The 16,141-nt window shown below is 69.2% G+C and carries 19 protein-coding genes; 13 read left to right on the forward strand and 6 right to left on the reverse strand.

The features are described from left to right. Positions 1-106 precede the first annotated feature (106 nt). The 3 genes from hslV (at position 107) to ACEI37_RS11810 (ending at position 2,542) form a co-directional block, all read left to right on the forward strand. On the forward strand, positions 107-643 hold the full coding sequence (gene hslV / locus ACEI37_RS11800; protein WP_012351483.1) for an ATP-dependent protease subunit HslV: 537 nt from the start codon (positions 107-109) through the stop codon (positions 641-643). Positions 644-707: 64 nt separating this feature from the next. After that, a complete protein-coding gene (hslU, locus tag ACEI37_RS11805) occupies positions 708-2,039 on the forward strand; it encodes an ATP-dependent protease ATPase subunit HslU (RefSeq protein WP_373379047.1) in 1,332 nt (443 codons plus the stop codon). Between the two features lie 209 nt (positions 2,040-2,248). Then, entirely contained in the window at positions 2,249-2,542 is a 294-nt protein-coding gene (locus ACEI37_RS11810) for a hypothetical protein (RefSeq protein WP_115679152.1), read from the forward strand. A gap of 84 nt (positions 2,543-2,626) precedes the next feature. Here ACEI37_RS11810 and ACEI37_RS11815 read toward each other — a convergent pair whose 3' ends face one another. Together ACEI37_RS11815 and ACEI37_RS11820 are read right to left on the reverse strand one after the other, a co-directional pair. Continuing rightward, positions 2,627-3,253 carry a response regulator transcription factor gene (locus tag ACEI37_RS11815; RefSeq protein WP_373379048.1) on the reverse strand — a complete coding sequence of 209 codons (627 nt, stop codon included), beginning with the start codon at positions 3,251-3,253 and terminating at the stop codon, positions 2,627-2,629. Next, positions 3,250-4,641, reverse strand: coding sequence for an ATP-binding protein (locus tag ACEI37_RS11820; protein WP_373379049.1), 1,392 nt, complete (start codon positions 4,639-4,641; stop codon positions 3,250-3,252). Before ACEI37_RS11820 ends, ACEI37_RS11815 begins: the two co-directional genes overlap by 4 nt. 186 nt (positions 4,642-4,827) lie before the next feature. On the opposite strand from ACEI37_RS11820, the gene ACEI37_RS11825 reads away from it, so the two are divergent. After that, positions 4,828-5,316 carry a copper chaperone PCu(A)C gene (locus ACEI37_RS11825; RefSeq protein ID WP_373379050.1) on the forward strand — a complete coding sequence of 163 codons (489 nt, stop codon included), beginning with the start codon at positions 4,828-4,830 and terminating at the stop codon, positions 5,314-5,316. 38 nt (positions 5,317-5,354) lie between these two features. Here the strand turns inward: ACEI37_RS11825 and ACEI37_RS11830 are convergent, their stop codons facing one another. Continuing rightward, the gene (locus ACEI37_RS11830) at positions 5,355-6,290 is read right to left on the reverse strand and encodes a LysR family transcriptional regulator (RefSeq protein WP_373379051.1); all 936 of its coding nucleotides are present in this window, start codon (positions 6,288-6,290) and stop codon (positions 5,355-5,357) included. A 93-nt stretch (positions 6,291-6,383) separates the two neighbouring features. On the opposite strand from ACEI37_RS11830, the gene ACEI37_RS11835 reads away from it, so the two are divergent. Further along, complete coding sequence (locus ACEI37_RS11835) at positions 6,384-6,944, forward strand: DMT family transporter (RefSeq protein WP_373379052.1); 561 nt, start codon at positions 6,384-6,386, stop codon at positions 6,942-6,944. Here the strand turns inward: ACEI37_RS11835 and ACEI37_RS11840 are convergent. Then, positions 6,887-7,147, reverse strand: coding sequence for a cysteine-rich CWC family protein (locus ACEI37_RS11840; RefSeq protein ID WP_373379053.1), 261 nt, complete (start codon positions 7,145-7,147; stop codon positions 6,887-6,889). The two genes, ACEI37_RS11835 and ACEI37_RS11840, sit on opposite strands and share 58 nt — an antisense overlap. Positions 7,148-7,483: 336 nt before the next feature. Here ACEI37_RS11840 and argB point away from each other — a divergent pair, with 336 nt between their 5' ends. The 5 genes from argB (at position 7,484) to metW (ending at position 12,147) form a co-directional block, all read left to right on the forward strand. After that, complete coding sequence (gene argB / locus ACEI37_RS11845; protein ID WP_039008462.1) at positions 7,484-8,401, forward strand: acetylglutamate kinase; 918 nt, start codon at positions 7,484-7,486, stop codon at positions 8,399-8,401. A 72-nt stretch (positions 8,402-8,473) separates the two neighbouring features. After that, on the forward strand, positions 8,474-9,424 hold the full coding sequence (locus ACEI37_RS11850; RefSeq protein WP_373379054.1) for a pyrimidine 5'-nucleotidase: 951 nt from the start codon (positions 8,474-8,476) through the stop codon (positions 9,422-9,424). Further along, entirely contained in the window at positions 9,421-10,083 is a 663-nt protein-coding gene (slmA, locus tag ACEI37_RS11855; protein ID WP_116381747.1) for a nucleoid occlusion factor SlmA, read from the forward strand. The genes ACEI37_RS11850 and slmA overlap by 4 nt, the downstream gene beginning before the upstream one ends. Before the next feature lie 274 nt (positions 10,084-10,357). After that, on the forward strand, positions 10,358-11,539 hold the full coding sequence (locus ACEI37_RS11860; protein WP_373379055.1) for a homoserine O-acetyltransferase: 1,182 nt from the start codon (positions 10,358-10,360) through the stop codon (positions 11,537-11,539). After that, positions 11,536-12,147: a methionine biosynthesis protein MetW gene (gene metW / locus ACEI37_RS11865; protein WP_062796341.1), complete on the forward strand. Its 612-nt coding sequence runs from the start codon at positions 11,536-11,538 to the stop codon at positions 12,145-12,147. Before ACEI37_RS11860 ends, metW begins: the two co-directional genes overlap by 4 nt. 14 nt (positions 12,148-12,161) lie before the next feature. Here the strand turns inward: metW and ACEI37_RS11870 are convergent, their stop codons facing one another. After that, a complete protein-coding gene (locus tag ACEI37_RS11870; protein ID WP_373379056.1) occupies positions 12,162-12,590 on the reverse strand; it encodes a VOC family protein in 429 nt (142 codons plus the stop codon). 82 nt (positions 12,591-12,672) lie between these two features. On the opposite strand from ACEI37_RS11870, the gene ACEI37_RS11875 reads away from it, so the two are divergent. Then, positions 12,673-13,239, forward strand: a complete 567-nt coding sequence (locus tag ACEI37_RS11875) for a TetR family transcriptional regulator (protein WP_373379057.1) — start codon at positions 12,673-12,675, stop codon at positions 13,237-13,239. Between the two features lie 21 nt (positions 13,240-13,260). Here ACEI37_RS11875 and ACEI37_RS11880 read toward each other — a convergent pair whose 3' ends face one another. Next, complete coding sequence (locus ACEI37_RS11880) at positions 13,261-14,175, reverse strand: LysR substrate-binding domain-containing protein (RefSeq protein ID WP_373379058.1); 915 nt, start codon at positions 14,173-14,175, stop codon at positions 13,261-13,263. A 111-nt stretch (positions 14,176-14,286) separates the two neighbouring features. Between ACEI37_RS11880 and ACEI37_RS11885 the strand changes: the two genes are divergently transcribed. Further along, positions 14,287-15,174 (forward strand): DMT family transporter, encoded by an 888-nt coding sequence (locus ACEI37_RS11885; RefSeq protein ID WP_373379059.1) that lies wholly within the window; start codon positions 14,287-14,289, stop codon positions 15,172-15,174. A 113-nt stretch (positions 15,175-15,287) separates the two neighbouring features. Next, complete coding sequence (locus ACEI37_RS11890) at positions 15,288-16,136, forward strand: acyl-CoA thioesterase (protein ID WP_373379060.1); 849 nt, start codon at positions 15,288-15,290, stop codon at positions 16,134-16,136. The last annotated feature ends 5 nt before the right edge of the window (positions 16,137-16,141 follow it).

The following is a 16,141-nucleotide window of genomic DNA, read 5'->3' on the forward strand; positions in this document are numbered from 1 at the left end:
TCCTATATTGGTCAGACTGCCGCCGTGCCGGCGAGGTGCACGACAGGGCTTGAAACGGCGTGGGGGCGTCGCCAACTACGGTCCTGACATATTCACGGAAGCCACCATGGAACAGTATCACGGCACTACCATCGTCAGCGTCCGCCGCGGCAATCAGGTCGCGCTGGGCGGTGATGGTCAGGTCACGCTCGGCAATATCGTGATGAAGGGCACCGCGCGCAAGGTGCGCCGCATCTACAACGGCAAGGTGCTGGTCGGGTTTGCCGGCAGCACCGCCGACGCCTTCTCGCTGCTGGACCGCTTCGAGGCCAAGCTGGAGAAATACCAGGGCAACCTGACGCGCGCCGCGGTCGACCTCGCCAAGGACTGGCGCTCGGACCGCGCGCTGCGCCGGCTCGAGGCCATGCTGATCACCGCCGACCGCGACACCACGCTGGTCATCACCGGCAACGGCGACGTGCTGGATCCCGAAGGCGGCATCGCCGCGATCGGCTCGGGCGGCGCGTATGCGCAGTCGGCGGCCAAGGCGCTGATGGAGAACACCGAGATGGCGCCGAAGGACGTGGTCGAGAAGGCGCTGACCATCGCCGGCGAGCTCTGCATCTATACCAACACCAATTTCGTCATCGAGACGCTGGAATAAGCCGCTGGCACCAGCGGGGGCCGGCGTACGCCCCCGCGCACCGCGCCCCAACTGAACGGATACCATGTCGCACACCATGACCCCGTCGGAAATCGTTTCCGAACTCGACAAGCACATCATCGGCCAGAACAAGGCCAAAAAGGCCGTGGCGGTGGCGCTGCGCAACCGCTGGCGCCGCCAGCAGGTGGCCGAGCCGCTGCGCCAGGAAATCACCCCCAAGAACATCCTGATGATCGGGCCGACGGGCGTCGGCAAGACCGAGATCGCGCGGCGCCTGGCCAAGCTGGCCGACGCGCCCTTCATCAAGATCGAGGCGACCAAGTTCACCGAGGTGGGCTATGTCGGCCGCGACGTCGACACCATCGTGCGCGACCTCGCCGAGATGGCGATCAAGCAGACCCGCGAATCCGAGATGAAGAAGGTGCGCACCAAGGCCGAGGACGCCGCCGAAGACCGGCTGCTCGACGTGCTGCTGCCGCCGCCGCGCGATATCGGCTTCTCGCAACCGGAAGAGAAGGATTCCAATACGCGCCAGGTGTTCCGCAAGAAGCTGCGCGAAGGCCAGCTCGATGACAAGGACATCGAGCTCGAGGTCTCCGCCGGCATGCCGAGCATGGACATCATGGGCCCGCCGGGCATGGAAGACATGACCGAGCAGATCCGCACCATGTTCGCCGGCCTGGGCCAGGGCAAGAAGGCGCGCCGCAAGATGAAGGTCAAGGAAGCGTTCAAGCTGCTGATCGACGAAGAGGCCGCCAAGCTGGTCAACGACGAGGAGCTCAAGCACAAGGCCATCGCCAACGTCGAGCAGAACGGCATCGTGTTCCTGGACGAGATCGACAAGATCGCCAGCCGCAGCGATATCGGCGGCGGCGAGGTGTCGCGCCAGGGCGTGCAGCGCGACCTGCTGCCGCTGGTCGAGGGCACCACGGTGAACACCAAGTACGGCATGATCAAGACCGACCATATCCTGTTCATCGCCTCGGGCGCGTTCCACCTGTCCAAGCCGAGCGACCTGATCCCCGAGCTGCAGGGCCGTTTCCCGATCCGCGTGGAACTGGAATCGCTGTCGGTGCAGGACTTCGAGGCCATCCTGACGCAGACCGATGCCAGCCTGACCAAGCAGTACCAGGCGCTGCTGAACACCGAAGAGGTCAACCTGGTGTTCGCGCCGGACGGCATCCGCCGTCTTGCCGAGATTGCGTTCTCGGTCAACGAGAAGGTCGAGAACATCGGCGCGCGCCGGCTCTACACGGTGATGGAGCGGCTGCTGGAAGACCTGTCGTTCCACGCCAGCAAGTCGTCCGGCGACACCGTGACGATCGACGCGGCGTATGTCGAGGAACGCCTGGGCGACCTCGCCGGCAACGAGGACCTGTCGCGCTACGTGCTGTAAAGCCTGCAACCGGCCAAGCGAAGGCGCACCACGGTGCGCCTTTTTCATGTCCGTGCGTTTCGACCTGCCACATCCCGGTAAGGCTCGTAAGCATTGGTAAGCCCGCTGGCCGGCGCTGCCGGGCGATGCGACCCTTGCGCACCTTGACGGTCGATTGACCGGTGCGGGAGCCACCGCATCCCCCTCAACCCACTGGCAGGAGAAATCACATGGTCCATTACAAGACCCGCCGGGTCGTGCTCGCCACGGGCGGCCTTCTGGCCGCGCTGGCCGCTGCCACGGCCTTCCTTTGCATCCGTCCGGCGATGCCGGCGGCCGAAGCCGCGCAATCGGGCACCCTCGGCGCGGCTGCCGCCGCGGCGGCGACGCTGGCACTGGATTCGGGCGCGCTGTTCACGCTGGCGGACCGCCATGCCGGCGATGCCATGCGCATTGCCGACAGCGGCGCACCGCCGGACGGCGCCGACGGGCTGGACTGGGACTACGTCCAGCTGCGCCTGTAAGGCGGCGCCATGCCACGGCATGCAAAAGGCCGCGCATTTGCGCGGCCTTTTGCATTGGAGACCCGTTCAGCGTTTTCCGCGCCTTCAGCGTGATACCGGCCGCTTGCCCAGCTTGCGCTGCAAGGTGCGCCGGTGCATGTTCAGCGCGCGCGCGGTGGCGGAGATATTGCCGCCGTGCTCGGCCAGCACGCGCTGGATATGCTCCCACTCCAGCCGCGCCACCGACAGCGGCACCGGCTCTTCCAGCGCGGCCTGCGCCGCGTCCTCGGACACGCCCGCCATCAGCGCGGTCAGGATCGAATCGACATTGGCCGGCTTGGCCAGGTATTCGTCGGCGCCCTGCTTGACCGCCGCTACCGCGGTGGCGATGCTGGCGTAGCCGGTCAGGATCAGGATGCGCGCATCGGGCAGTGCCTGCCGCAGCGGCGCCACCAGCTGCAGCCCGGACTCGGCGGGCGCAGTGCTGCCGGCTTCGGGCGGCGGCTCCAGGTGCAGGTCCAGCGTGACGTAAGCAAAGTCGGTGCGCGCCGCCAGCGCCAGCGCGGTGCGGCCGTCATGCGCCACGGCCACGGCATAGCCGCGGCGCGTCAGCGCGCGGGCCAGCGTGCCGGCAAAGACTTCGTCGTCGTCGATTACCAGGAAGGGCGTGCCGGCCGGTGCGGTGGCTTCGGGTACCGGCGTTTCGGGTACCGGCTTGAGGGTATCGGTCATGAGGTGGAAGGCATGGTGGTGGCAGCCGCCGATGTGGAGAGCGTCGACAGTGCGGGCAGGCGCAGTTCGGCGACGGTGCCGCCGCCCGGGCGGTCATGCCAGGCGAGTTCGCCGCCCATCTGCCGGGCCGCGCTTTGCGCCAGGTAGAGTCCGATGCCCTGGCCGCCGTGCTGGCTGGCCACCGGGGTTTCGCCGAGCTGGCCGCGCAGCGCTTCAGGAATGCCGTCGCCCTGGTCGGCGACGCGGAACGACAGCCACGGCGCGGTGTTGCCCGGGGCCATGGCGATCTGCAACTGCAGCGGCTGCGCGCCGCGTCCTGCGGCCTGCTGGCTGCGCGCGGCGTTGTCCAGCAGGATGGTCAGGATCTGGCCCACGCGCGCGGTTTCGACCGACTGCGCGCCGGCGCCCGGCGTGGCCACGGCCTGCAGGCTGGCATTGGGATGGCGCAGCTGCCAGCGCTCGGCAAACGCCGGCAGCCAGCCGTCGATGCGCCGCGGCGCCAGCGTGGCCGGGTCTTCGCGCAGCCGCGCCAGGGTCGAGCGGCACAGCGCCAGCTGCTGCTCCATGGTCTGCAGGTCGGGCAGGTAGCCGCTGATGGCGGCGGCGCCGCGGCCCGGGTCGGAGGCATCGGCGCGCAGCTCGCCGGCAATCACCGCCAGCGTCGCCAGCGGCGTGCCGATTTCATGCGCGACCGCGGCGGCCTGGCCGTTCAGGTCTTCGACGCGCGCTTCGCGCAACAGCTGCTCGCGTGCCAGGTTCAGCTGCGCCTCGCGCTGGCGCAGCACGCCCGACAGGCGCGCCACGAACAGCGCGATCATCACCGCGCTGGCGACAAAGTTCAGCCACATGCCGGCCAGGTGGTAGGTCACCGCGTTGTCCGGGTTGTGCAGGTCCAGCGGCACGTATTCGATCAGCAGCACCGTGTAGCAGGCCAGCGCGTACAGCGCCAGCGCAATCACCTGGCGCCAGGGCAGGATCGCCGCGGCGATGGCCAGCCCCGGCAGGTAGAACGAGACGAACGGGTTGGTGGCGCCGCCGGTGTAGAACAGGATCGCCGACAGCGCGGTCAGGTCGACCAGCAGCTGGCCCATCAGTTCGGCCTCGCCGGGCGCGCTGTTGCGCCGCGTGTGCTGGCGCAGCCGCAGGCCGGTGAGCAGGTTGAACAGCGCCTGCAGCCCCAGCACCACCAGCAAGGGCGTGTAAGGCAGGCGGATGCCGGCAATCGGCTCGCACACCAGCACGGTCAGCGCCTGTCCGCCCAGCAGCGCCCAGCGCAGCCAGAACAGCCGGCGCAGCGTCACCTGGCCATGGCGCGCCGAACTGCCGGCCGGCAGGGGCGACAGGAACGGGAAGTCAGGCAGGCGGGTCATGGCTGGGGCGGGGCGCATGGCGCGAGTGTATCAATGCCGCCGCGGGGCGCCCGCGCGTGCGACACCTTGCCGCATTGGCGCGCTGCCGCGGCGGCTGCCAGACTGGCTGGTTGCGCGCTCGAGCGCGCGTGCCCGGCGGCCACGCCGGGCGCAGGCAGGGCGGTCCTCGCCATGGTCTAATGTCTGCTTTCAGGAGAGCCTTTGATGCAAGCCAAATTCCGCCCGGCCACGCTGGCCGCTTCCTTTGCCCTGGCCGCTACGCTGGCATCGGGTGCCGCGCTGGCCCAGGTCGATGTCAGCAACGCCTGGGTGCGCGGCACGGTGCCGACCCAGACCGCTTCCGGCGCCTTCATGGTGCTGCACGCGCACCAGGATGCGAAGCTGGTCGGCGTGTCGTCGCCGGTGGCGGCGGCCGAGCTGCACGAGATGAAGATGGAAGGCAACGTGATGCGCATGCGCCAGGTCAAGTCGCTGGACTTGCCCAGGATGCAGAACGTCGAACTGAAGCCGGGCGGCTACCACGTGATGCTGATGGACCTGAAGGCCCAGCTCAAGCCCGGCGATACCGTGCCCATCACGCTGAAGATCGAGCAGGGCGGCAAGGTCGTCGAGCAGAAGGTCACGGCCGAAGTGCGCAGCATGGTGCCTGCTGCCGCCGGCGGTCACGCCGGGCACGGCGACCACAAGCACTGAGCAACAACTGGCGCGGCCGGGATGCCGGCGCCGGGCCGTCAGCCGCGCAGGCTGATCGGCTCGTCCGCTTCCGGGCTCGACGCCGCCGCCAGCACGCGCTCGCGCAGCCAGGCGTGGGCGGGATCGGCCTCGGTGCGCTGGTGCCAGATCATGGTGAAGGTGAAGTCATCCAGCGCGAACGGCGGCGCGAACACGGCGTAGCGCGGGTCGTCCTCGAGCGCGGCCAGGCTGCGCCGCGCGGTGGTCAGCACCAGGTTGGTCCCGGCGATCAGCGCCGGCGCCACGCTCCAGTGCGGCACCACGCAGGCGATCTTGCGCCGTCCCCCCAGCCTGGCCACGGCCGTGTCGATCGCGTCCATCCGTTCGCTGTGCGTTGCGACCAGCACGTGCGAGCGCGCCAGGTAGGCCACCTGGTCGAGCCGGCCGGTATCGCGCACGGTGGCGGCATCGACCGCGCAGGCATAGCTTTCGCGGAACAGCTCGGCGGACTGCACGCCCTCGGGCTGGTGGCTGAACACCCCCAAAGCCATGTCGATCTCGCCGTCGGCCACCTGCGCGGTCATGCCTTCGCGGCTGGCCTGCGACACCACCAGGTCGATATTGGGCGCGGCCTTGCGCACCGCGCGCAGCAGCCGCGGCAGCACTACCAGCGCGCCATAGTCGGACATCGCCAGCCGGAAGCTGCGCCGCGCGGTCGCCGGCTGGAAGCCGCTCGGCCCCAGCAGGATGCGCACCTGCGCCAGCGCCTCGGCCAGCGGGCCGGACAGTTCGTGCGCGCGCGCGCTCAGCACCAGCCCGCCCTTGCCGCGCACCAGGATCGGGTCGTCGAGCAGCTGCCGCAGCCGCCCGAGGGCATGGCTGACCGCCGGCTGGCTCAGGTGCAGCCGCAGCGCGGCGCGGGAGATATGGCGCTCCGCCAGCAGCGCTTCCAGCACCACCAGCAGGTTGAGGTCGATTCCGCGTAGGCTATTCATTCGGCGAATATTAAACGTACGAAAGCAGAATTGGAAATTCGCAAAGCGATATTTCAAACTGCTGGCATCGCATCTTGCCCTATGGAGCGCGCCATGTCAGGCACCCAGCTGTCGTTTTCGATCCCGTCATCGCTCTGGCTGCCGCTTGGCACCGCCGTGCTGGCCGGTGCCGCGATCCCGTTCCAGGCCGGGGCCAATGCTACGCTCGGGCGCATGCTCGGCCATCCGCTGTCGGCCACGCTGGTGTCGCTGCTGGTCAGCCTGGTGGCGCTGCTGCCGGTGCTGTGGCTGATGCGGGTGCCGCTGCCATCGCCGGCGGCACTGGCCCAGGCGCCGGCCTGGCTGTGGAGCGGCGGGGTGCTGGGGGTGTTCTATATCTCGGCCGCGCTGATCGTGGCGCCCAGGCTGGGCGCCGCCGGCTTTATCGCCGCGGTGGTGGCCGGGCAGGTGCTGGCCGCGCTGCTGGTGGACCAGTTCGGCCTGGCGGGGTTTGCGGTGCGCGCGCTGACGCCGGCGCGGCTGGCCGGCGCGGCGCTGATCGTCGCCGGGATGCTGGCGATGCAGTGGGACAGCGGCGTGGCGGCCGCGCCGGCGCGTCAGCCGGCCGCCGGATCGGGTGCAGAAGCGGGAACGGTTTCGGAATCCGGCGCCTGACTTGCTTGGCTCCGGGCCGCCAGGCAGGCCGGGCACAGGCAGTGCTGGCCCGGCACGATCTGCCGTGCCGGCAGCAGCGGCTGGCTGGCGCACCAGCACGTCGGCAGTCCCGCCACGTAGCCGCAGACAAAGCCGGCGCCGCAGCGGCTGCAATGTTCGACCGGACGCAACTGGCCGGTCAGCACTGCGGCGGCGTCGCTCATGGTTGTCTCCGCATTGGGGAGGCGGCGCGGGAATTTCGGTCAGGCATGATGGAAGCGATTCGGGAACACTGCGCCGCCGCCCGGGCCAAACGGCTACGAAGCGGTGCGGTTGTTGCATCGACGGAACGCACTGGTGCCCCGCAGGCCGCTTGCGGCCGGTTCGCCGCGCCGCATTGGGCCGGCGCGCTTTCGCCCCGCGCGGTTTCTTGTAAAATCGGCGCCTGCCGTGGCCGGATGGCGCACTTTCGGGCGATCCCCGGGGGCGATCCGTCGGGCTTCCCCCCGGGGACGCGGCGGCTAAGCCATCATACCTGTTGATTCTCACGGATGTCCCCCATGAACGCCGACAACCCTGGGCCTGCCGCGACCGCGGTGGCCGCCATCGCTCCCGCACTGAAGGCCGAGATCCTCGCCGAGGCCCTGCCGTATATCCGCAAGTTCCACGGCAAGACCATCGTGGTCAAGTACGGCGGCAATGCCATGACCGAAGAGAAGCTCAAGCACGGCTTCGCGCGCGACGTGATCCTGCTGAAGCTGGTCGGCATGAACCCGGTGGTAGTGCACGGCGGCGGCCCGCAGATCGACGAGGCGCTGAAGAAGGTGGGCAAGGTCGGCACCTTCGTGCAGGGCATGCGCGTCACCGACGAAGAGACCATGGAAGTGGTCGAGTGGGTGCTGGGCGGTGAAGTCCAGCAGGACATCGTGATGCTGATCAACCAGTACGGCGGCCAGGCCGTCGGCCTGACCGGCAAGGACGGCGGCCTGATCCGCGCCAAGCGCCTGCAGATGCCCGACCGCGAGAACCCGGGCGCGTTCATCGACATCGGCTATGTCGGCGACATCGAGGCGATCAACCCGGCGGTGGTCAAGGCGCTGCAGGACGACGCCTTTATCCCGGTGATCTCGCCGATCGGCTTCTCCGACGACGGCCAGGCCTACAACATCAACGCCGACGTGGTCGCCGGCAAGATGGCCGAGATCCTCAAGGCCGAGAAGCTGGTGATGATGACCAACATCCCGGGCGTGATGGACAAGAAGGGCAACCTGCTGACTGACCTGTCCGCGCGCGAGATCGAGGAGCTGTTCGCCGACGGCACCATCTCGGGCGGCATGCTGCCGAAGATTTCGTCGGCGCTGGACGCGGCCAAGAGCGGCGTGCATTCCGTGCACATCATCGACGGCCGTATCGAGCATTCGCTGCTGCTGGAAATCCTGACCGAGCAGGCCTTCGGCACCATGATCCGCTCGCACTGAGCGGAGCCCCGGAGCGGCGCCGGCCCCCGCCGGCCGCTCCGGCATATCCCACCACCTTCCGAGCTGCCCGGCGTGCCTTCCAGTCTTCCCTCACCGCGCCGTGTCCGCGCTCGCCTCCGCCGCCGTCCCGCGGGCAATACCTCGGGCGACACGGTCTGGCTGTTCGACCTCGACAACACGCTGCACGACGCCTCGCACGCGATCTTCCCGGCGATCAACCGGCTGATGACCGCCTACGTGGCGCGCGTGCTCGGCTGCGACGAGGCCACCGCCAGCCGCGTGCGCGTGGACTACTGGCAGCGCTACGGCGCCACGCTGCTCGGCATGATCCGCCACCACGGCGTCGACCCCGCGGATTTCCTGCGCGCCGCGCATGAATTCCCGGCACTGGCCGAGATGGTGCGGGTGCGGCGTGGCCTCGCCGCCCACTTGCGGCGCCTGCCCGGGCGCAAGATCCTGGTCACCAACGCGCCGCAGGACTATGCGCGCGCGGTGCTGGACATCGCCGGCATCCACCATTGCTTCGAGCGCGTGGTGGCGATCGAGCAGATGTGGGTGCACGGCCACCTGCGGCCCAAGCCCGACCGCCGCATGCTGCGCCGGCTGCTGGCGCAGGCGCGCATCGCGCCGCATCGCGCGGTGCTGGTGGAAGACACCGTATCGCATCTCAAGCGCTACACCGGCATCGGCATCCGTACCGCGTGGGTGACCGGCTACCTGCGCACGCTTGCGCCGTCGCGTCCGCACGTGGTGCCTGCCGGTCCCTCCGCCGCGCATGACGACGGCAGCCGGCGCGACGCCGCGGTGCGCTCGACGCTCGAGGCCGAGGACCGCCGCCGCGCCGGCCACGCAGTGCAGGAGCGCTCCGTGACGCTGGTGGCGGCCGAGACCCAGGCGCCGCAGGCGCAGCCCGGCAACGTGCCGCGCGTGCGTGCCCGCGTGCCGAACCGGCCGACCTATGTGGACATAAAAGTACAATCGATGCATCAACTCCAACGACGAATGCGGAGAACCGGGTCATGACGCAAAGCAACGGGCGCGAACCAGAGGCGGTCATCGCGGGCAGCGAGCCGGACGCCGACCAGCAGCCGGCGGCGCCGGCGCGCAAGCGTCCGCGCCCCGGCGAGCGCCGCGTGCAGATCCTGCAGACGCTGGCCACCATGCTGGAGCACCCGCGCGGGGAAAAGATCACCACCGCGGCGCTGGCCGCGCGCCTGAGCGTGTCCGAGGCGGCGCTGTACCGGCATTTCGCCAGCAAGGCGCAGATGTACGAGGGGCTGATCGGCTTTATCGAGCAGACCGTGTTCGGGCTGATCAACCAGATCACCGACAAGGAAGAACACGGCCTGCGCCAGGCGCAGGCGATCGTGCGCATGCTGCTGTCGTTCGCGGAAAAGAACCCCGGCATGACGCGCGTGCTGACCGGCGAAGCCCTGGTGGGCGAGCATGAACGGCTGCAGGAGCGCATCAACCAGGTGGTGGACCGCATCGAGGCTTCGCTGCGCCAGTGCCTGAAGGTCGCGGTGACCCAGGCCGCGTTTCCCGCGGATGCCGATATTCCCGCGCGCGCCGCGCTGATCATGGCGGCGGTGCAGGGCCAGTGGCACCGCTATGCCAAGAGCGGTTTCCGCAAGTCGCCATCGGACCATGCCGAGGCGCATCTGCGCGTGCTGCTGGGCTGAATGCAACCAGCCGGGCCGATTGCTCTATAATTGCCCGGTCGCGCCGATTTGATGACTGGCTTGCGGGCGCGCGGCAGCCAAGGACAGGGTCCGTGGCTCGCCACTATAAATGCGGCTAAAGAGGTTGGGTCGGCGCCCCATGCCACCACGGCAGTGGCTGGCGCCGGCACGCGGAATCCCGCAAGGAATCCAGCGAATCCCGACTTGGCTGCGACGCTTGATACGCAAATGCCGGTCGGGTTTTTTTATGCCCGTTCGCCACGGGCCGGATTCCATGACTGATGTCGCCCTGCCGACCGCCGCGCCTGCCGCGTTCGACCTGCCGCCGGATTCGGTCGGCGTGGTCGCGCCGCAGCGCATGCACTTTGCCGAGCCGCTGAAGCTGCGCAACGGCTCGTCCATCGCCGGCTACGACCTGATGGTCGAGACCTACGGCACGCTCAACGCGGACCGCTCCAACGCGGTGCTGGTGTGCCACGCGCTGAACGCCTCGCACCATGTCGCCGGCGTCTATGCCGACGCCCCGCGCGACGTGGGCTGGTGGGACAACATGGTCGGTCCCGGCAAGCCGCTCGATACCAACCGCTTCTTCGTCATCGGCATCAACAACCTGGGCTCGTGCTTCGGCTCGACCGGGCCGATGAGCCTGAACCCGGCCACCGGCGCGCCCTATGGCGCGGCCTTTCCGGTGGTCACGGTGGAAGACTGGGTCAATGCGCAGGCGCGCGTGGCCGACGCCTTCGGCATCACGCAGTTTGCCGCGGTGATGGGCGGCAGCCTGGGCGGCATGCAGGCGGTGGCCTGGAGCCTGATGTACCCGGAGCGCCTGCGCCACTGCATCGTGATCGCCTCCACGCCCAAGCTGTCGGCGCAGAACATCGCCTTCAACGAAGTGGCGCGCAGCGCGATCCTGTCGGACCCCGACTTCCATGGCGGCAACTACTACGCGCACGGCGTCAAGCCCAAGCGCGGGTTGCGCGTGGCGCGCATGATCGGCCATATCACCTACCTGTCGGACGAGGACATGGCCGAGAAATTCGGCCGCGAGCTCAAGAGCGAGGACATCCGCTTCTCGTTCGACGTCGAGTTCCAGGTCGAGAGCTACCTGCGCTACCAGGGCGACAAGTTCGCCGAGTACTTCGACGCCAACACCTATTTGCTGATCACACGCGCGCTCGACTATTTCGATCCCGCGCTGGCCCACGGCGGCGACCTGACACGTGCCATGGCGCAGACCAGGGCCAGCTTCCTGGTCGCCAGCTTCGGCACCGACTGGCGCTTCGCCCCCAGCCGCAGCCGCGAACTGGTCAAGGCGCTGCTGGACAACAAGCGCCCGGTCTCGTACGCCGAGATCGACGCCCCCCACGGCCACGATGCCTTCCTGCTCGACGACCCGCGCTACCACAACCTGATGCGCGCCTACTACGACCGCATCGCTGAGGAGATCGGCGCATGAACGCCCTGGCCAATCCCAATATCCTGGCGCTGCGCCCCGACTTCCGCGCGATCGCGCGCTGGATCGAACCCAACTCCACCGTGCTCGACCTGGGCTGCGGCGACGGCAGCCTGCTGCGCGTGCTGCAGGACGAGCTCGAGGTACAGGCCTATGGCATCGAGATCCGCGACGAAGGCGTGCTGGCCTGCGCGCAGAAGGGCGTGCATGTCATCCAGCAGAACCTGGAGGGCGGGCTGGCGCTGTTCGAGGACAAGAGCTTCGACACGGTGATCCTGTCGCAGACGCTGCAGACCATCCACAACACCGCGCAGGTGCTGCGCGACACGCTGCGGGTGGGGCGCGAGTGCATTGTCTCGTTCCCGAACTTCGGCTACTGGCCGCACCGGCTGTCGGTGTTCCGCGGCCGCATGCCGGTGTCGGAATCGCTGCCTTACCAGTGGTACAACACGCCCAACGTGCGCGTGCTGACCATCAGCGACTTCGAGGCGCTGGCGCCCAAGGTCGGCCTGCGCGTGATCGACCGCGTCGTGATGCACGAGGGCGTGACCGTCAGCTGGGGCGTCAACTGGCGCGGCAGCCTGGCGGTGTACCGGGTCTGCGCGGCCTGAACGGCTATTGCCGCCTAGGCCGGCAGCGCGCCGGCCTGGTACTGCGCCGCGAACTCCGCCGACGGCGGGATCGGCTTGATGATGTCGATCAGCACGCCGTTGGGATCGGCGGTGATGAAATGCCGCTGGCCGAAGGCCTCGTCGCGCAGCGGCTGCAGGATCGGTAGTCCTGCCGCGCGCAGGCGCTCATGGACGGCATCCGGGTCTTCCACCTCGAAGTTCAGCAGCAATCCCTGCGCGCGCTGGCCGCGCGCGGGCGCCGGTATGGTCTGGTGGCTGCCGTCGAGCACGGCGAGGTTGACCGTGGTGTCGTCCGACAGTTGCAGGTGCACGTACCAGTCGCTGGCGAACAGGGCCGTGAAGCCGAAATGCTGCTGGTAGAACGCGGCCGTCCCGGCCACGTCGGCGGTCATGATGACCGGGTAATAGCTGGTGACTTTCATGATGGCTCCTCGTTAAATACATGCAGTCTGTATGTAAATAGATATTAAGATACAGGCTGCATGTTTGCAAGGACACCAGAACGTGGCCCGCACCAACCGCGAACGTACCGAAGCCACCCGCCAGGCGCTGACCGAGGCCGCCCGCGCCCTGTTCGTCAGCCGCGGCTACGCCGAGACCTCGACGCCTGACGTCTGCGCCGCCGCCGGCATCACGCGCGGCGCGCTGTACCACCACTTCGCCGACAAGCGCGACCTGTTCCGCCACGTGCTGGCCGAAGAAGCCGCGGCCGTCGCCGCCGATATCGAAGCTGCCACGCCGGCGGGGCAAGACGCGCCCCATGCCCTGCTCGATGGGGCGCAAGCCTATCTGCACGCGATGACGGTACCCGGACGCACCCGCCTGCTGCTGGTGGAGGGCCCGGCCGTGCTGGGATTACGCGAGATGCTGGCCCTCGACGAGGCCAACGCGGCCCGCACCTTGCGCGAGGGGCTGGCGGCGGCGGGCGTGGAAGCAGGCGGCGTGGCGCCGCTGCTGTCAGCGGCGTTCGACCGCGCCGCGCTCGAGATCGAAGCCGGCGCCGATGCCGGCGGCGTGCGTGAAGCGATGCTGTGGCTGCTGCGCCGGGTGCTGGGGCAGGCCGGGAGCTAGCCCCCGCGCGCCAGCGAACCCTTAACGCGGCGCCTCGCCGGCGCTCGCCGCCAGGTGGTCGACAAAGGCTCGCACCTTGGGCGGCACGTGCCGCGTCGGCGTGTACACCGCATACGCCGTGCCGATGTAGGGCTCCAGGATGTCCCAGTCGCCCAGCACGGTGACGACCCGCCCGCGCTCCAGCGCATCGCCCAGCGAGAAATCCGGCACCAGCCCGATGCCGGCATCGCGCTCGACCATGCTCATGATCGCCAGGCTGTTGTTGAGCGTCAGGCGCGGCGGGATGCGGACCTCCACCTTGTCGCCGCCGGCGTGGTGGCGCAGCGTCCAGCGCTCGCCGAAATTGCCGTAGCCAAGGTACAGGCAGCGCGCGGCCGGCAGGTCAGCCGGCGCGGCTGGCGCGCCATGGCGGGCCAGATAGCCTGGCGACGCGACCAGCCGGTAGCGCACCTCGCGCAATGGACGCGCGGCCAGGCCCGGCGCCAGTTCGCGCGCGATGCGCACGGCCACGTCGAGGCCCTCTTCGACCAGGTCCACCATGCGGTCGGCCAGCGTCAGCTGCAGGTCCAGCCCCGGGTATTTCGCCAGCAACGGCGGCAGCCGTGGCGCCAGCCAGGCTTGCCCGAACGACACGGGCGCGCTGACGCGCAGCACGCCGTGCGGCGCGCCGCCATGTTCGCCGGCGAGGGCGGTGACCTCGCGCGCGGCGGCGGTCATGCGCGCGCAGGCGGCGTAGACCGACTGGCCCAGCTCGGTCAGCGCGAACGCGCGCGTGGTCCGCTGCAGCAGGCTCGCGCCGAGCCGGGCTTCGAGCCGGGAGACATGACGGCTGACCGCCGACGGCGTCATGCCCAGGTCTTGCGCGGCGGCCGAGAAGCTGCCGCACTCGACCACGCGAGCAAACACCGCCATTGCATTGAGTGGCGCATCCAGCATGCCGAACCTCCTGTCTTTGACCTGTCGTCAAATACTAATTGAGTTGCCGCCACATTGTTGACTTCCGTGCCGAGTGGAACAATGCGGCCATTGGCTAAACCGGAGTTCCTCATGCCTTCGCAACAATCCCGGCCGGGCGGCACCTGGCGCATGGCCGCCGCCATGGTGCTGTCAGGCACCATCGGCTGGTTCGTGGTGACCAGCGGCCAGCCGCCGCTGGATGTGGTGTTCTTCCGCTGCCTGTTCGGCGGCGCCGCGCTGCTGGGCGCGCTGACCTTGCAGCGCGGGTGGGTGCGGATGTCCCGCGCCCAGGCTGGCTGGCTGGTGCTGGGCGGCGTCACGCTGGTGCTCAACTGGCTGGCGCTGTTCTCGGCGTACGCGTACAGCGGCATCGCCATTGCCACGGTGGTCTACCACACCCAGCCATTTTTCCTGCTGCTGCTGACCTCGGTGCTGCAGCGCGAGCCGTTCCCGTTCGCGCGGCTGCCGTGGCTGTTGCTGGCCTTTGCCGGCGTGATGCTGATCACCGGGCTCGAGCACGGCGCCGGCGGCGCATCGATGCTGGCCGGCATCGGCCTGGGCCTGCTGGCGGCGCTGCTGTACGCCGTGACGACGCTGGCCACGCGGCGGCTGCAGGCGATCCCGCCGGGCCAGATCGCCGGGCTGCAGATGGTGCTGGGCGTGCTGATGCTGGCCCCGCTGGCGCACCCGCCGGCGGGCAGCTATGGCGGCGTTACCTGGGCCGCGCTGCTGGCGCTCGGACTGGTGCATACCGGCGTGATGTACACGCTGCTGTACGGCGCCTTCCAGCGGCTGTCGGTGGTATCGATCGCCACGCTGTCATTCATCTACCCGCTGGTGGCGATCGTCATCGACGTGATGGTGTTCGGCGTGGTGCTGGGCCCGCTGCAGGTGGCCGGCATGGCGCTGGTGCTGCTGGGCGTGGTTGCCAACCAGCTCGGCTGGGCGCTGCCTTTGCGGCGGCGGGCGCGGGGATGAACCGTAGCGCGGCGCGGCCGGGGACATGGCCGCGCTTGACCGGAACGCTGACTACGGTTAGTGTAGGCAGCTAGCGAACGATCGTTCTATTTCGAGACCAGCCTGCTTCCGCCATGTCCACTGCGCCCCAGATCCACGCCGCCGCTGCTTCCAGCCAGCTCCATCCCTTCGACGACGCGCTGGCCCTGGTGCCGGCCGGCGAACACCGCTTCCAGGGCCGCACCACGCCGGCGTACTGGAACATGATCGGCCCGTTCGGCGGCATCACGGCCGCCACCCTGCTGCAGGCGGCCATGAACCACCGGCAGCGCCTGGGCGAGCCGGTCTCGCTGACCGTCAACTTTGCCGGCCCCATTGCCGAGGGCCCGTTCGAGATCGAGGCGCGTCCGGTCCGCACCAACCGCTCGACCCAGCACTGGACCCTGGAACTGCGCCAGGGCGACGCCGTCGCCACCACCGCTACCGCGATGTTCGCGGTGCGGCGCGACACCTGGGCCTGCGGCGAAGCGGTGATGCCGGAAGTGCCGGCCGCCGACACGCTGCCGGGAATGGGCGGGTTTGCGCCGGTGCGCTGGCTCAAGGCTTACGACATGCGGCCGGTGCGCGGCGCCAAGCCGACCGCCGAGGCCGGCACCGAGCACCCCGACAGCCTGACCCAGTTCTGGCTGCGCGACGCACCGGCGCGCACGCCGGACTTCGCCGCGGTGGCGGCGTGGGCCGACAGCTTCTACCCGCGCATCTTCCTCAAGCGCGCCGGCTTCGTGCCGGCCGGCACGGTGTCGATGACCACGTATTTCCATGCCGATGCGGCCACGCTGGCGGCGCTGGGCGACAGCCATGTGCTGGCAAGCGCGCAGGCGCAGGTGTTCCGCCAGGGCTTCTTCGACCAGCGCGCGCAGCTGTGGAGCGCCGCGGGCGAGCTGATCGCCAGCTCGCACCAGATCGTCTACTACAAGGAATAAGCCGG

Source organism: Cupriavidus nantongensis (assembly GCF_041726985.1).
Classification (GTDB): domain Bacteria; phylum Pseudomonadota; class Gammaproteobacteria; order Burkholderiales; family Burkholderiaceae; genus Cupriavidus; species Cupriavidus nantongensis_A.